Origin of the sequence: Bradyrhizobium sp. NAS96.2, from assembly GCF_001908235.1 — a bacterium.
Taxonomy (GTDB): domain Bacteria; phylum Pseudomonadota; class Alphaproteobacteria; order Rhizobiales; family Xanthobacteraceae; genus Bradyrhizobium.
Genome location: NZ_LGHK01000283.1, coordinates 1 through 15327, shown reverse-complemented (window position 1 = coordinate 15327; position 15327 = coordinate 1). Strand labels below are relative to the sequence as shown.

Below are 15327 nucleotides of genomic sequence, written 5' to 3'. Positions count from 1 at the left end.
TGCGCGCCCGGCTCGGGCTGCCGAAGGCCGACGACGGCAAGCTGCCGATGGCGGTCGGGGTCGACCAGCGCGGCGAATCCTACGGCCTGCTGATCGACCAGATCGGCGAGGTGCTGCGGCTGCCCGAGGACGGCCGCGAGGACAATCCGGTCAACCTCGATCCCCGCATGGCCAAGCTCGCCGGCGGCGTCCACCGCCTCGACGGCCAGCTCATGGTCGTCCTCGATGTCGATCGCGTGCTCGAACTGGTGCCCGATGCCAAAGCGGCCTGAGACCGGCCGCTGCAATTGAAGAAACTGAAACATCCCACCGGGGATGAGGAAGGTGAGGTCGCAGATGAGAACATGTCTTGTTGTCGATGACTCAAGCGTCATTCGCAAGGTCGCCCGCCGTATCCTGGAAGGGCTCGATTTCACGATCGTCGAGGCTGAGGACGGCGCGAAAGCGCTTGAGGCCTGCAAGCGCGCGATGCCCGAGGCCGTGCTGCTCGACTGGAACATGCCTGTCATGGACGGCTACGAGTTTCTCGGCAATCTTCGCCGCATGCCCGGTGGCGATCAGCCCAAGGTCGTGTTCTGCACCACCGAGAATGACGTCGCGCATATCGCACGCGCGCTGCATGCCGGTGCCAACGAATACATCATGAAGCCGTTCGACCGGGACATCGTCACCGCGAAGTTCCAGGAAGTCGGGCTTATCTAAATCTACGTTCGATCCGGCGGCAGAAGCCCTCGGCTCAACGGTTGTTGTGCGTCGTGTTGCGTCGCTGGTGAAGTCATGAGTGTTGCGTTGACAAGTACTGCGGTTCCGACATCGACCCGGTCCGACAAGGTGCGGGTGATGGTGGTCGACGATTCCGTGGTGATCCGCGGGATGATCTCGCGCTGGATCGGCGCCGAGCCCGACATGGAGGTCGTGGCCTCGCTGCGCACCGGCCTCGACGCCGTCAACCAGCTCGAGCGCATCAATCCCGACGTCGCGGTGCTCGACATCGAGATGCCCGACCTCGACGGCATCTCGGCGCTGCCGCAGCTCTTGGCGAAGAAGCGCGATCTCGTCGTCATCATGGCCTCCACGCTGACCCGCCGCAACGCGGAGATCAGCCTGAAGGCGCTCTCGCTCGGTGCGTCCGACTACATTCCGAAGCCGGAGAGCACGCGCGAAGCCACCGCCGCCGAAACCTTCCGCCACGACCTGATCCAGAAGATCCGTCATCTCGGCGCCAAGGCGCGGCGCAGCACCGTGCACACCACGGCGAGCCCGCCGCTTGCGCCCGGTCACGACAGACCGCGGACTCTGGCTCCCGTCGCTGCGCCCGCCGCGCCGGCCCAGGTCGCGCGCCGTTCGTTTGGCCTGTTGCAGCCGAAGGTATTGCTGATCGGCTCGTCGACCGGAGGCCCGCAGGCGCTGATGTCGCTGGTTGCAGAGATCGGCCCGGTGATCGATCGCGTCCCGGTGCTGATCACCCAGCACATGCCGCCGACCTTCACCACGATTCTCGCCGAGCATCTGGCGCGCGCCAGCAAGCGGCCGGCGCATGAGGGGATCGACGGCGAGGCCATCAAGCCGGGCCGGATCTATCTGGCGCCGGGCGGACGCCATATGCGCATCGTGCGCCACGGCGTCGACGCCACCATCGCGCTCGACGATGGGCCGCCGGTCAATTTCTGCAAGCCCGCGGTGGACCCGATGTTCACCTCGGCGATCGAGGTCTGGCAGGGCAGCATCATGTCGTTGATCCTGACCGGCATGGGCTCCGACGGCATGCGCGGCGGCAAGGATATCGTCGCCGCCGGCGGCAGCGTGATTGCCCAGGACGAGGCGACCAGCGTGGTGTGGGGCATGCCTGGTGCTGCGGTCAATGCCGGGATCTGCGCGGCCGTGCTGCCGCTCAATCAGATCGCTTCGAAGCTTGTTCGCGTGTTTGCGGGAGACCGTTCGTGACGCCGCTGGACTACGAGTATTTGCGTAAGCTGCTGAAGGAACGTTCCGGCCTCGACCTGTCGAGCGACAAGCAATATCTCGTCGAGAGCCGCCTGCTGCCTTTGGCGCGCAGGTCGAACCTTGCCGGCATTCCCGAGCTGGTCCTGAAGATGAAGGGCGGCGCCGAGATGCTGACCTCGGAAGTGGTCGAAGCGATGACCACCAACGAGACCTTCTTCTTTCGCGACAAGATCCCGTTCGATCACCTGAAGGAAGCGGTGCTGCCGGCGCTGGCGCAGGCACGCGCGGCGCGCCGCAGCCTGCGGATCTGGTGCGCGGCATCGTCGACCGGGCAGGAGCCGTATTCGATCGCGATGCTGCTGAAGGAAATGACCGCGCTGTTCACCGGCTGGCGCATCGAGATCATCGCCACCGACCTGTCGCAGGCGGTGCTGGAAAAGTCCAAGGCCGGCCTGTTCAGCCAGTTCGAGGTGCAGCGCGGCCTGCCGATCCAGCTGCTGGTGAAGTACTTCAAGCAGCAGGGCGAGCTCTGGCAGCTCAACGCCGATATCCGCGGCATGGTGCAGCACCGCCAGCTCAATCTGCTGCAGGACATTGCGCATCTCGGCACCTTCGATGTGATCTTCTGCCGCAACGTGCTGATCTATTTCGATCAGCAGACCAAGGCGGGCATCTTCGGCAAGATTTCCCGGATGCTCGAGCCCGACGGCGTGCTGGCGCTTGGCGCGGCGGAATCCGTCGTCGGCATCACCAACCTGTTCAGACCCTATCCCGACCGCCGCGGGCTCTATCAGCCCAGCACCGCCCCGGTCGCGCGTGCCGGCGCCGCGCTGCATGTGCTGAAGGCGGTCGCGTCCGCGGCGCGGTGACTCGACTCGATCTCTCTAGATCGGGAAGCTCAACTCTGCGCGTTCCGTCACCCTGAGGAGCCGCGAAGCGGCGTCTCGAAGGGTCGACGGCCACTAGCCGGGCTGTGCATCCTTCGAGACGCGCTGCGCGCTCCTCAGGATGACGGAGTTGAATCGCAACCGCGTCGAGGCACTACAAAATCGCGTGCGGCAGGAAGCGCGAGGTGTTGCCGGTGATCGGATTTTCATCTTCGCGGATCGAGAGCCCGCAGGGCGTGTGGTCGACCAGCCAGCTTCCGAGCACCGGATACTGTCCGGAAAAATTCGGCAGCGGCGCCAGCGCCTGGCGGATGAATCCTTCGGCGCCGTAGGGGCCTTGCTCGGCGACCAGCGTGATGCCGGCGCTGACCAGTTCGACATTGGCGCCCTCGCGCGAATAGATCGGCTTGCGCACGAAGGAGGTGCCGAGCTGCGCCGCCTGCGGGTCGTCGTCGAAATAGGCCGGCAGCAAATTGGGGTGGCCCGGAAACATCTCCCACAACAGCGGCAGGATGCCCTTGTTGGACAGGATCGCCTTCCACGGCGGCTCGATCCATTGCGTCGGCGCGGAGCTCAGGTTCTTGCCGAATGCGTCGTGAAACATCCACTCCCACGGGTAGAGCTTGAAGGCGAGCGCGATCGGGCTTTCGTCGAGGTCGACGAACCGGCCATCATCGCGCAGTCCGATCTGCTCGATGTCGAGCACCGTCGTCTTCAGCCCGGCTTGCACCGCGGTGTCCTCGAGATAGGCGAGCGTGCCGGCGTCCTCGGCATTGCCGGTCAATCCGGTGAGGTGCAGCGGATGGTTGGCGCCGATCGTCTTCCAGGCCTCGATCAGCCGCTCATGGATCGAGTTGAACTGGTCGGCGCGCTTCGGGATGATGTTGCGCGCGATCGCTTGTTCGAGCCAGGTCCATTGAAACACCGCCGCCTCGAAGATCGAGGTCGGCGTGTCGGCATTGTATTCGAGCAGCTTGGCCGGGCCGCTGCCGCTGAATTTGAGGTCGAGCCGGCCGTAGAGGCTCGGATCCTCGCGGCGCCAGCTCGCCGCGATCAGGTCCCAGTACACCTCCGGAATCTTGAGCTGGCGCAGATAGCGCTCATCCTTGACCGCACGTTCGGCGAGCTCGAGGCACATCGCGTCGATCTCGGCGGTCGGCGCCTCGATATCGCGCTCGATCTCGTCGAGCGTGAAGGCGTAATAGGCGCGCTCGTCCCAGTAGCGTTCGCCGTCGATGGTGTGGAAGGTGAAGCCGGCGCTCTCGGCGGTTGCCTGCCAATCGTCGCGCTCGGGACATGCGATGCGTTGCATGAAGGGGACCGTGATCTTCAGAAGATGTGTGCCAGCCTCGTGTCAGCCACCGCCATGCGAGAACTCGCCGCGAGCGAGCGCGCGCGGCGCATCGCCGAAGCCGCCGGAGGGGGGCACTTGCTCGGGCTTTCGCCGTTCTCCGTGCCTCGCATGGTGGCGATGACTGCGGGCGTGACCTGGCGTCAGGCCGATCGAGGCTGCGCCGATCGCGACGCTGCCCATCAATTTCAGCCAGACGCGGCGTGAGCGCTTCATCGGCGCGATCCCTGCTGTTTGCGGAGCCGCGCCGAGTTTCCATCAGCTCTGAGCGCCGGGCAAGTGAAAGCACGTGACGACACGCCAAAGTGCTCATCAGCCACCGCCGAAGCCGAATGCATGCGCGAACGAGCCGAAGCCGCCGCGGCTTACCGACGAGCTTGACGCGGATGAGGAGCCGCCCGACGACGAGCTGCCGCTGTAGAAGCTGCTGCGCGACGAGCCGCCGCCGCTGCCGCCCGATCCGGACGACGAGCTGCGCTGTGTGCAGTCGGCGCCGGGCTGCGGGACGGCCGGCGCGGTGACGCCCGGCGGTGTCGGCGGGATCGGCTGGCAATTCTGCCGCGGCATCAGTGCGTAGGCGCCGCCGCCGACCGCGAGCGTACCCATCATCAGCAGCGCGACATGGTTGGAGCGCTTGGAGGGCGGATCCGGCCGCGGCGGCACCGCCGGCACCACTGGCCGCCGCTTGCCGAATTCCGGGTTGGGTTTGCGCGCCATGGTTCGGCTCGATGGCTCAGTAGATCATGCAGGCCGCGTTCAGCGCGCCTGCGGCCAGTGAGGACAGTCCGAGCCAGATCGCCGCTGCCATTTCGCCGGAGGCGATCCGCGCCGACAGGTTCGGCACCGGGATCTTCACGATGTAATAGACGATGATCTGCACGATCAGCGCGATGATGCTCCAGATCAGGCAGTCGATCACATTGGCGGAATGGGCGATCGCGCTGACCACCGGCAGCACGAAGCCGAGCAGGCTGAGGCCGAGCGCAATCGCCGCCGCGGAATCGTTGTCGCGGATCAGCTGGAACTCGTCATGCGGCGTGACGCGCGTGTAGACGAAGAGGTAGGCGACCACGGCGATCAGCGCCGTGCAGAAATAGACCAGGAACGCCGGCAGGCCGGCGAGGGATTGCAGGATCATGTGATGCGCCCGAACAGCCCTAAATCGTCATCCTATAGCTGATTGGTCGCGGTTCGCGAAGCTTCGGTTCGATGTGACCTGTGGGCTCCGGTGGACATCAGCGGAAAAATTGCTGCGCGCCGGTGTGAGCCGCTTCACAGCGGCTCCTGCGATAGCCGTCTATACGATATGCAACCAGAAGTGCATGTCGCGAATGGGCTCGGTGATCCCGATGACGACCAGTTTTGGCAACGACATCCTGCCGATGTTTCGACCGGGCGACATCGCCTGCATGGCGCCAAAGGGCGTTCGGCTCGGCGACGCCGACTGGATGAGCGACCCGGCCGGCAATGACGACTTTGCCGATCACGCCAACGCACGCCGCGTCTTCGCCGCGCTGTCGTCCGGCTTCATGCCGCCCGGTCACCGATGGTCCCAGGACTCGCTCGATCTCTATGCGAGCTGGATGGGGGACGGCTTCCAACCCTGAACCTCAATGTGGAGAGCAAAGATGAGAAGGTCGATCGACACGCTGCTCGTCTGTGGTCTGTTTGTGCTTCCCGCCGTCCCGGCCGCGGCGCAGTCGCTGCCGAATCCTGCGATGACCGCGCCGGATCAGGTTGCCTGGCAGCTCTTCATCCAGGCCAATACCCGCGCCGGCGGCAGCAATTCGACGTTCGAGACCTGGGCGAGCGATACCGACCTGTTCCAGCCCAATCCGCAGTTTCCGGCGGCCGCGACGCCGCCGTCGCTGCGCCCGCCGATCCTGCCGCAGGTGGCGCGAGAAGGTGTGCAGCAGAGCGGCGGATTGCTGCCGGCGCTGCCGCCGGGCGCCGCGCAGGGGCAGATGGAGGAAACGCGTCACAACAAGGCGACGTTCGACTTCATCGTCCAGAACAACCTCTACAAGCTGTCGGGCGTGAAGGCCGCATTCGGCAAGACGCTGTCGTTCCCGGTCGATTCGATCGAGGTGAAGGGAAATTGGATGCCGATCAGCGACATTCCGCAATTCACCAACAACAAGGTGACGGTGGCGCAGGCGCCGCAGCTCTATCACGTCAACAGCGCGGCCGGCGTGCAGTACGCCCTGGTCTCGATGCATGTGATCAGCAAGCAGGTGCCGAACTGGACCTGGGCGACGTTCGAGCACCGCTTCAATCCGGGCCGCTGCGACATCATCGGCTGCCGCGATAGTTTCGGCGCGCAGACCGCGTTCGTGCCGTCGAACCGGACCGCAGGCCAGGGCTATCCGGATTGCGTCAAGACGCCCGCATTGGCGGCGATGCTGTCGAGCGCGGACATTGATCCCGTTTACAACAACTACTGCCTGAAGGGGTCCCAGGTCGATTTCGTCGACAATGTCGGGCTCGACATCAGGGTCGGCAATTCGGTCACCGAGGACGGCTTCGTCGCGACGTCGTCCTGCATCACCTGCCACGGCCGCGCGGCCTTCAAGGCGGACGGCACGCCGGCGTCGCAGGCCGGATTCCTCTCGTTCGGTCCGAATGGTCCGGTCGCTCCGCTCGGGCCGCTGCTCCCCGAGTGGTACTGGAAGTTCACGGGCCAGCCACCGATCTTCGAGGGCAAGCCGGGCCTCACGCGGATCGCGACTGCGGCGGACTTCGTCTGGTCGATCCCGTTCTGCGCCTATGACGATACCCAAAGTCCGGTGCAGCCGACGCCATGCGCCGGGAAGTGAGACCGGACTGATGGCCGGCTCGCGCGAGCGCAGGCTTCCGCTTGCGGGCAGCGAGCGCGCCGCGCCCGACGGCGCGACGCTGGTCGGCGATGTCGATCCGAACGAGCGGATCTCCATCGTGGTCTATGTCAAGCGGCGCACCCCGGACAAGTTTCAGCCTGGCAGCGCCGGTGATCTGGCCCGGCTCGCCAAACCGGTGACGCGGCACCAGCTCGCGACCCAGCGTCACCGCAGCCATGCCCGCGCCGCCGCGCGGATCGCACGATTGGCGGCGGAGCGGGGATTGAGCGTCCTCGGCACCGATCTTGTCGCGCGCACCGTCATGCTTGAAGGCACCGCAAGGCAGATGGCCGTGACCTTCGGCGCAACGCTTCGCATCTATCGTGACGGGCAGCGCGAATTTCGTGCGCGGGTCGGCGGCCTGACGGTGCCGGCCGAGATCGCGCCATGGACCCGCGCCATTCTCGGCTTCGATCAGCGCCCGCTCCGAAGCAGGATGCCGCTTGTGCAGGCCCGGGCCGACACCGGGAGCGACAGCGGGTTGTGGCCGACCGACATCGCCGCCCTCTACGGCATTCCGCTGGATCGCGACGTGTCGTCGATCTGCGTCGGCATCGTCGCGCTCGGCGGCGGCTATCTCCAGAGCGATCTCGCGATGGCGCTGACCGGCATGAACCGGCAGCCGCCGACCGTCGTCAACGTGCCGCAGACCGGCAACGACGGCGGTCTCGGCACCAACGATGTCGCCGATCAGGAGCTCGCGCTCGACCTCCAGGTGCTCGCCGGCCTGCTGCCGAAGGCCAGGATCGTGGTCTACTTTGCCGAGAACTCCGCCGCCGGTCTCACCGACGCGATCCATCAGGCGGTGTTCGATGAGCAGCATGCGCCGCAGGTGATCTCGGTCAGCTGGGGCAGCGCGGAGAAATTCTGGACCGAGCCGGGGCGCGACGCGATGCAGGCGGTGCTGGCCGATGCCGCGCGGCTGCGCGTCAGCGTGCTGTTCGCCTCCGGCGATCAGCTGGCGACCAGCGGCCTGACCGACGGCAAGCTCCATGTCTGGTTTCCCGCTTCGAGCCCCTATGCGACGAGCTGCGGCGGCACGCAGCCGGTGCTTGCCGCGGGCAACGGGTCGGCCGCGGCGGAGGTGGTCTGGAACGCCGGCGCGGTCGGCACCGGCGGCGGCATCAGCGATGCGTTTCCTATCCCCGATTATCAGTCGCATCTGGCGCTGCCGAAGTCGCAGAACGACGGCGCGATCCGGCGCGGCGTCCCGGACGTCGCCTGCGCGGCTGCGGCAAGCCCCGGCTACCGCATCATCGTCAACGGACAGGCGATGGCGATGAGCGGGACCAGCGCTGCGACACCGCTATGGGCCGCCCTGGTCGCGATTGCGATCGCCGCGCGCGGCGAGCAGATCGGCTTCCTCAATGCGGTGCTTTACGCCAATCCCGGCGCCTTCCGCGCAATCGAGCAGGGCAACAACCGCGTCGGCGGCAAGGGCTACGACGCCGGCCCCGGCTGGAGCGCCTGCACCGGGCTCGGCGTTCCCAGGGGCGCGGATGTTCTCGCCGCCCTCGCCGCGGTCCCGGTGGCGTAGCATCCAAAAAACAAAAACCCCGCCATTCGCGGCGGGGTTCAGGAGGTTTGCTGCAGAAAGCGTCAGGCGGGAATGCGCTCGTCGGCCTCGTGCGGCTCGCGCAGCACGTAGCCGCGGCCCCACACGGTCTCGATGAAGTTGCGGCCCTCGGAGGCGTTGGCGAGCTTCTTGCGGAGCTTGCAGATGAAGACGTCGATGATCTTCAGCTCCGGCTCATCCATGCCGCCGTAGAGGTGATTGAGGAACATTTCCTTGGTGAGCGTGGTGCCCTTGCGGAGCGAGAGCAGCTCCAGCATCTGGTATTCCTTGCCGGTCAGGTGCACGCGCTGACCGCCGACCTCGACCGTCTTGGTGTCCAGATTGACCACGAGATCGCCGGTCTGGATGACCGACTGGGCGTGACCCTTGGAGCGGCGGACGATCGCGTGGATGCGGGCGACCAGCTCGTCCTTGTGGAAGGGTTTGGTCATGTAGTCGTCGGCGCCGACGCCGAGACCCTTGACCTTGTCCTCGATGCCGGCGAGGCCGGAAAGGATCAGAATGGGAGTCTTGATCTTCGAAACCCGGAGCTGCTTCAGCACGTCGTAGCCGGACATGTCGGGCAGGTTGAGGTCGAGCAGGATGATGTCGTAGTCGTAAAGCTTGCCGAGATCGACGCCTTCTTCACCGAGGTCCGTCGTGTAGACGTTGAAACTCTCGGATTTGAGCATCAATTCGATCGACTGCGCGACGGCGCTATCATCTTCAATCAGCAAAACGCGCATGCCAGTCCCCTATAGTCGCCGCTCCGGGCGTCAGGTCGGCCGCACTTGCGGCACTCACAAAACGCCTTTGAACAACTGATTCGGATCCTGACGAGATATGGTTAACAAAAACTGATTCCTCGACGCAAGCTCTAACCGTGCAATTTTTGTCGAATCGCCCTAAGATATTGCGTAGAAGAAGCTTTTCCTAACCGCGCTCGTTCAGTTTCCACATTAAGAGACGGGCCTAACCGACTCTCGCGACTCGCCCTTCTTCTGATGGGCAAGCGACCTCAGTCACCAAAGACAGTGACGCAATGATTAATGATGCGGGTAAACACGAAGTTAAGCGGCTGGAGCAAAATCGCGGAAACTTAAGGTTTTCGCAATGAAGGCCCTCGCGGAGCAGATCGGCGACATCGACGGCGTCAATATTTATGGCCGTGTCGTCGGCGTCCGCGGGCTGATGGTCGAGATCGCCGGCCCCATTCACGCGATGTCGGTCGGCGCGCGCATCGTGATCGACGTCGGCGCCGGTCGCTTCATCCCCGCCGAGGTGATCGGCTTCTCCGGCGAGAACGCGGTGGTGATGCCGTTCGGCGGGCTCGAAGGCGTCAGGCGCGGGTGCCGCGCCGTCATCGCCAATGCGGCGAGCCAGGTGCGGCCGTCGCCGGCCTGGCTCGGCCGCGTCGTCAATGCGATGGGCGAACCGATCGACGGCAAGGGGCCGCTGCCGCAGGGCGCCTCGCCGATGTCCTACCGCAACTCGCCGCCGCCGGCGCATTCGCGCAAGCGGGTCGGTCCGCCGCTCGATCTCGGCGTGCGCGGTCTCAACACTTTCCTGACCTGCTGCCGCGGCCAGCGGCTCGGCATCTTTGCCGGCTCCGGTGTCGGCAAGTCGGTGCTGCTGTCGATGCTGGCGCGCAACGTCGATGCCGCGATCTCGGTGATCGGGCTGATCGGCGAACGCGGCCGCGAGGTGCAGGAATTCCTCCAGGAGGATCTTGGCGAGGAAGGGCTGGCGCGCTCGGTCGTGGTGGTCGCCACCTCGGACGAGCCGGCGCTGATGCGGCGCCAGGCGGCGTACCTGACGCTCGCCATCGCCGAGTATTTCCGCGACGAGGACCAGGACGTGCTGTGCCTGATGGACTCGGTGACGCGCTTTGCGATGGCGCAGCGCGAGATCGGGCTCTCGGCGGGCGAGCCGCCGACCGCCAAGGGCTATACGCCGACCGTGTTCACCGAACTGCCGAAGCTCTTGGAGCGCGCAGGGCCGGGCACCGGCGCCGGCACCATCACCGCGATCTTCACGGTGCTGGTCGACGGCGACGATCACAATGAGCCGATCGCCGACGCGGTGCGCGGCATCCTCGACGGTCATATCGTGATGCAGCGGGCGATCGCCGAGCGCGGCCGCTATCCCGCCGTCAACATCCTGAAGTCGGTCTCGCGCACCATGCCGAAGTCGGCCGACCCCAACTTCCTGCCCTTCATCAACAAGGCGCGGCAGGTGATGGCGACCTATGCCGACATGGAGGAACTGATCCGGCTCGGCGCCTACCGGCCGGGTTCCAGCCCCGAGGTCGACGAGGCGATCCGGCTGCATGAGCCGCTCGAGGCCTATCTGCGCCAGGCCAAGGACGAGGCGACCAGCCTCGGCGACGGCTACCGGCAACTCGCTCAAATCCTGTCGGGTTTGGAAACGGAACGCTAACTTTGTCAGGCCATCATCCCCGGCACACCATAGCTATGCCGGCGGGGCCCAGCGGGGAGCCGGCTCTGTCCCGCGTTCGGATTTGGGACTTCTGGGGAGTATGAGTCGATGAAGTCACGTGAAACGCTGATCCGCCTGAAGAAATTTCAGGTCGATGAAAAGCGCCGTCGGGTTACCCAGATCGAAGGCATGATCGCCGACTTCCAGCGCATGTCAGTCGAGCTCGAGCGCGAGATCCAGACCGAGCAGGAGCGCGCCGGGATCAACGATCCCTCGCACTTCGCCTATCCCACCTATGCCAAGGCCGCGATCCAGCGCCGCGAGAACCTGACCCGCTCGGCCGACGAACTGCGCGCCCAGCTCGACGACGCCAAGGCGCTGCTGTCGGAAGCCTTCGAGGAGCTGAAGAAGGTCGAACTGCTCGACGAGCGCGACCAGGCGCGCGAACGCGCGGAGGAGAGCGCTCGCGAGCAAGCCGACATGGATTCGATCGGCCTGATGCGGGCCCGTCTCGGCGTCATCGCCTGAACCTTAGCTCCCTCCGCTGACCATCTTGCGAGCCCGGGCCGATCGCCCGGGCTTTTTTGTTGGGGCTGTCCACAAGCCGGCCTCTTGTCGGCCACTTGTCAGCCACTTGGCGGATCGTGCTGTCTCAAAATATGCTACCACCGGTCCGGACCGATGATCGGCGGCGCGGTGGCAATGGGGCGATGGGGGATGCAGGCTTGGAGGGCGCTGAATGCTGACGCCGGCTGAGCTCGTCTGGCTGATCGCCGCCGTCGCCAAGGGGGATGAGGCCGCCTTCGAGCGGTTGTACGCCGCGACCCGCGCGAAACTCTTTGGCGTGGTGCTCCGTATCTTGCGGCGACCGGACCTCGCCGAGGAGGTCATTCAGGAGGCTTACGTCAAGATCTGGAACAGCGCCGGGCAGTTCAACCCGGCCCTTTCGTCCCCGATCACGTGGATGGCGTCGATCGCGCGCAACCGCGCCATCGATGTGGTGCGCAAGCGCGGCGAGGCCTCGCTGGAGGAAGAGCCGGCCGCGATGGAAGTCGCCGCCGACCAGCCCGATCCGCTGGCGCGACGGGAGATGACGGAAGAGTTGAAGCGGCTGCTGGAGTGCGTCGGTCGCCTGGAGCCCGATCGTCAGAAGCTCGTGCTGCTCGCCTATTACAACGGCTGGAGCCGCGAGCAGCTCGCCGCAAAGTTCGAGACACCGGTAAACACGGTGAAGACCTGGCTGCGCCGCAGCCTGATGGATATCCGGGAGTGTCTTGGACTCTGATTGATGGGCTATAGCGAAGACCATATCGCGCTCGCCGCGGAATATGCGCTCGGTACGCTCGATGCCGACGAGCGCACGCAGGTCGAGACCATGATGGCCGTCGACACCGAATTCGCCGCGCTCGTGCAGGCCTGGGAGTTCAGGCTCGGGCCGCTGAACCAGATGGTCGGCCTGGTCGAGCCGCGCCCGGTGGTCTGGGAGAACATCAAGGCGGCGATCGGCCATGCTACCACGCCGCAGGCGCCGCTGGTGCTGCCCGAGACGCCGGCCGCCACGGTGACGCCGCCGCCACCGACGCCGATCGCAGACGATGTCGAGTTCGGCTCGGCGTTCGATCCGGAGCCTTCGCAGCCACCAGGGGTCCAGCAGCCGGCCGAGGCCCGGCGGGCATCGGTCCGGGCACGTTTTGGCATCGACGACAGCCAGGTGATCTCGCTGACGAGCCGCATGAAGCGCTGGCGCGGCATCGCGTCGGCCGCAACCGCGATCGCAGCCGCGCTGCTGGTGACGCTCGGCCTGCAGATCTATCGGCCCGATGCCTTGCCGAACGCGATCCGGCCGAAGCCGCGCATCCAGACCGTGGAAGTGAAGACGCTCGCGCCGGCCTTCACGCCGTCGGCGCAATATGTCGCGCTGTTGCAGGGCCAGAATGGCGGGCCGGCCTTCATCATGACCATCGACGGCGCGACCAAGAACTTCACCGTGCGCAAGGTCGGCGCCGCCTCGGAGCCCGGCAAGAGTTTCGAGCTTTGGTTGATCTCCGACAAGCTGCCGCAGCCGCGCTCGCTCGGCGTGATCGGCGCCGATGATTTCACCGCGCGCCCGGTGCTGTCGGGCTACGATCCCGACGTGATCAACGGCGCCACCTACGCGGTGACCGTCGAACAGGCCGGCGGCTCGCCGAACGGTCAGCCGACCTCGGCGCCGATCTTCACCGGCAAGCTGATCGAGACCGTGCCGCCTGCGTCAGGTTCGACGCCGCGGTAGGCCAGGCGCCTCGTCGTCGGAGACTGTCGGAAGCCAGTAACCCCGTCATTGCGAGCGCAGCGAAGCAATCCATCGTTCCGCGTGCCCGGTGACAATGGATTGCGTCGCTTCGCTCGCAATGACGGGGAGAGAGCTGCGCGCGCTGCGGTCGGCGCTTGTGTTGAATGCCAAACGCACAAAAAAGAAAACGCCCGTGGGGAGCGGGCGTTTTCGATAGTCAACTTGGGGGTAGTTGGGGGTCTTAAATATCCACGCAGCGACTTTGGGGGGCTGTAAAGAACACTACGTGAATTCCTGAAACTCTCCTGTTAGCGAGCCTGCCGATCAACGGACCAGCGAGTTGCTCGAGCTCGTGATTGCCACCGGCTTGCCGGCCTTCATGACACGCGCAGTCTGCGTGTAACCCTCGTCAGACGAATTGTGCGCCGAGATGCCGAAACCAGCGACCAGGATACCGGCGACCAACGCCACGACCACAATCTTCAGGTGCGTCGTACGATCAGCGCTGTAGATCGAGTGGTTCATGGAAGTCTCCTGCCGCCTTCCTGCTCTCTGCCAATCTGTCGGTTTGGTCTGTTGCCCGGTTCAACGTCTCGTGCCTCGCTAACGTAGGATTTGCCGATTCCGTTCCCCAGAGGTCATCACAAGGGCGTGATGAGACGTGATCGGGCGCGATCAAAGATGACCCTTTGGTAATCTAGAGTCGCATTAAACTAATGTAATATCAGTATCTTGAGTGGATGCTGGGATGCTGCATCCCAGATAGGTCCGTTTCGGTCTGTTCCACACAAATCAGTTGCCTGTGGCGAGAAAACACAGGCGAAAACGCAAGTGATTTGCGGCCGCTAGGGCGTTTTCAAACGAAGTGGACGCCCGGTTCACGTGAAGACAACGCGTCGGATAACAACCCAGGGCTTCGGTTCCGGCTCGGTCGGAATCGAAGCTTTAGACGCTGCCGACCGTCTTCAGCCGGGCCCGCGGATGGATCTCGGCCTGCGACAAAACGGTGGTCTGCGAGCGGAACCGCTCCACCAGCGAACGGACAAACGGCCGGATCGCGGCCGACGTCACCAGCACCGGCGCCTCACCTTCGCGCGCCGCCTGCTCGAAGGCGTTGCGCACGGCGGTCATGAATTCCGAAAGCTTCGAGGGCTGCATCGCCAGACTCCGGTCGTCGCCGGTGCCGACGATCGACTCGGCGAATGCCTGCTCCCAGCGCGCCGACAGTGCGATCAGGGGCAGGTAGCCGTTCGGCGAGGTGTTCTGGGCGCAGATCTGCCGCGCCAGCCGGGCGCGGACGTGCTCGACCATGGTCGCCGGATTGCGCGAGAACGCCAGCGCGTCGGCGATGCCCTCGAGGATGGTCGAGAGATCGCGGATCGAGATGCGCTCGGCGAGCAGCAACTGCAGCACGCGCTGGATGCCCGACACCGTGACCTGGCTCGGCACGATGTCCTTGATCAGCTCGCCCTGCTCCTTCGGAAGGTCCTTCAACAGCTTCTGCACCTCGCCGTAGGACAACAGGTCCGACATGTTTGTCTTGAGCAGCTCGGTCAGATGCGTCGACAGCACCGTGGCGGCGTCGACCACGGTGTAGCCCTTAAGCGCGGCCTCTTCCTTCAGGCCGGCATCGACCCATGTCGCAGGCAGGCCGAAGGTCGGCTCGATGGTGTGGATACCGGGCAGCTGTACCTGGTTGCCGGCGGGGTCCATGACCATGAACTGGCTCGGCCAGATCTTGCCCGTTCCGGCGTCGACCTCCTTGATCTTGATGGCGTAGCTGTTGGCCTCGAGCTGTACATTGTCGAGGATGCGCACCGCCGGCATCACGAAACCCATCTCGATCGCGAGCGAGCGGCGCAGCGCCTTGATCTGCTCGGTGAGGCGGTCGGTGCCGTCGGGACCGTTGACCAGCGGCAGCAGCGCGTAGCCGAGTTCGATCTTGAGGTCGTCGATCTTCAGCGCGGCGGCGATCGGCTCTTCCGCGGCGGCTGCGGCGGCGG

At 65.3% G+C, this 15327-nt stretch carries 18 protein-coding genes; 11 read left to right on the top strand and 7 right to left on the bottom strand.

Features of this window, described 5'->3' with window-relative positions; all coding sequences use genetic code 11:
- The 4 genes from AC628_RS39580 to AC628_RS39565 all read left to right on the top strand — a co-directional run.
- A partial coding sequence (locus tag AC628_RS39580; RefSeq protein ID WP_210190328.1) for a chemotaxis protein CheW occupies positions 1 to 272 on the top strand: 272 nt, incomplete at its 5' end.
- 64 nt (positions 273 to 336) lie between these two features.
- On the top strand, positions 337 to 702 hold the full coding sequence (locus AC628_RS39575) for a response regulator (protein WP_021081912.1): 366 nt from the start codon (positions 337 to 339) through the stop codon (positions 700 to 702).
- A gap of 75 nt (positions 703 to 777) precedes the next feature.
- Positions 778 to 1944, top strand: a complete 1167-nt coding sequence (locus AC628_RS39570; RefSeq protein ID WP_074132108.1) for a protein-glutamate methylesterase/protein-glutamine glutaminase — start codon at positions 778 to 780, stop codon at positions 1942 to 1944.
- On the top strand, positions 1941 to 2813 hold the full coding sequence (locus AC628_RS39565; protein WP_074132106.1) for a CheR family methyltransferase: 873 nt from the start codon (positions 1941 to 1943) through the stop codon (positions 2811 to 2813). The genes AC628_RS39570 and AC628_RS39565 overlap by 4 nt, the downstream gene beginning before the upstream one ends.
- 172 nt (positions 2814 to 2985) lie before the next feature.
- On the opposite strand, the gene AC628_RS39560 is transcribed toward AC628_RS39565, so the two are convergent.
- From AC628_RS39560 to AC628_RS39545, 4 genes are all read right to left on the bottom strand, one after another.
- The gene (locus tag AC628_RS39560; protein ID WP_074132104.1) at positions 2986 to 4143 is read right to left on the bottom strand and encodes a glutathionylspermidine synthase family protein; all 1158 of its coding nucleotides are present in this window, start codon (positions 4141 to 4143) and stop codon (positions 2986 to 2988) included.
- 42 nt (positions 4144 to 4185) lie between these two features.
- Positions 4186 to 4398, bottom strand: coding sequence for a hypothetical protein (locus AC628_RS39555; protein ID WP_074132102.1), 213 nt, complete (start codon positions 4396 to 4398; stop codon positions 4186 to 4188).
- A 96-nt stretch (positions 4399 to 4494) separates the two neighbouring features.
- Complete coding sequence (locus AC628_RS39550; RefSeq protein ID WP_074132101.1) at positions 4495 to 4899, bottom strand: hypothetical protein; 405 nt, start codon at positions 4897 to 4899, stop codon at positions 4495 to 4497.
- 16 nt (positions 4900 to 4915) lie between these two features.
- On the bottom strand, positions 4916 to 5320 hold the full coding sequence (locus AC628_RS39545) for a DUF350 domain-containing protein (protein WP_074132099.1): 405 nt from the start codon (positions 5318 to 5320) through the stop codon (positions 4916 to 4918).
- Positions 5321 to 5531: 211 nt separating this feature from the next.
- On the opposite strand from AC628_RS39545, the gene AC628_RS39540 reads away from it, so the two are divergent.
- From AC628_RS39540 to AC628_RS39530, 3 genes are read left to right on the top strand one after another with little or no spacing between them, the layout of a single operon-like run.
- Positions 5532 to 5789, top strand: coding sequence for a hypothetical protein (locus tag AC628_RS39540; protein WP_143202055.1), 258 nt, complete (start codon positions 5532 to 5534; stop codon positions 5787 to 5789).
- 21 nt (positions 5790 to 5810) lie between these two features.
- Positions 5811 to 6998 (top strand): hypothetical protein, encoded by a 1188-nt coding sequence (locus tag AC628_RS44535; RefSeq protein ID WP_074132097.1) that lies wholly within the window; start codon positions 5811 to 5813, stop codon positions 6996 to 6998.
- Between the two features lie 10 nt (positions 6999 to 7008).
- Positions 7009 to 8595 carry a S53 family peptidase gene (locus AC628_RS39530; protein WP_074132095.1) on the top strand — a complete coding sequence of 529 codons (1587 nt, stop codon included), beginning with the start codon at positions 7009 to 7011 and terminating at the stop codon, positions 8593 to 8595.
- Positions 8596 to 8657: 62 nt separating this feature from the next.
- Here AC628_RS39530 and ctrA read toward each other — a convergent pair whose 3' ends face one another.
- Positions 8658 to 9359, bottom strand: coding sequence for a response regulator transcription factor CtrA (gene ctrA / locus AC628_RS39525; RefSeq protein ID WP_016848562.1), 702 nt, complete (start codon positions 9357 to 9359; stop codon positions 8658 to 8660).
- Positions 9360 to 9726: 367 nt separating this feature from the next.
- Between ctrA and fliI the strand changes: the two genes are divergently transcribed.
- From fliI to AC628_RS39505, 4 genes are all read left to right on the top strand, one after another.
- On the top strand, positions 9727 to 11052 hold the full coding sequence (fliI, locus tag AC628_RS39520; protein WP_074132093.1) for a flagellar protein export ATPase FliI: 1326 nt from the start codon (positions 9727 to 9729) through the stop codon (positions 11050 to 11052).
- A gap of 108 nt (positions 11053 to 11160) precedes the next feature.
- Positions 11161 to 11580, top strand: coding sequence for a flagellar export protein FliJ (gene fliJ, locus AC628_RS39515; protein ID WP_021081901.1), 420 nt, complete (start codon positions 11161 to 11163; stop codon positions 11578 to 11580).
- A 211-nt stretch (positions 11581 to 11791) separates the two neighbouring features.
- Positions 11792 to 12337: a sigma-70 family RNA polymerase sigma factor gene (locus AC628_RS39510; RefSeq protein WP_074132092.1), complete on the top strand. Its 546-nt coding sequence runs from the start codon at positions 11792 to 11794 to the stop codon at positions 12335 to 12337.
- A 3-nt stretch (positions 12338 to 12340) separates the two neighbouring features.
- Complete coding sequence (locus AC628_RS39505) at positions 12341 to 13324, top strand: anti-sigma factor (protein WP_074132091.1); 984 nt, start codon at positions 12341 to 12343, stop codon at positions 13322 to 13324.
- 324 nt (positions 13325 to 13648) lie between these two features.
- Here AC628_RS39505 and AC628_RS39500 read toward each other — a convergent pair whose 3' ends face one another.
- Positions 13649 to 13849, bottom strand: coding sequence for a hypothetical protein (locus AC628_RS39500; protein WP_050425321.1), 201 nt, complete (start codon positions 13847 to 13849; stop codon positions 13649 to 13651).
- A gap of 420 nt (positions 13850 to 14269) precedes the next feature.
- Positions 14270 to 15327, bottom strand: a 1058-nt coding sequence (locus tag AC628_RS39495; protein ID WP_210190327.1) for an FHIPEP family type III secretion protein, incomplete at its 5' end; no start/stop codon positions are given.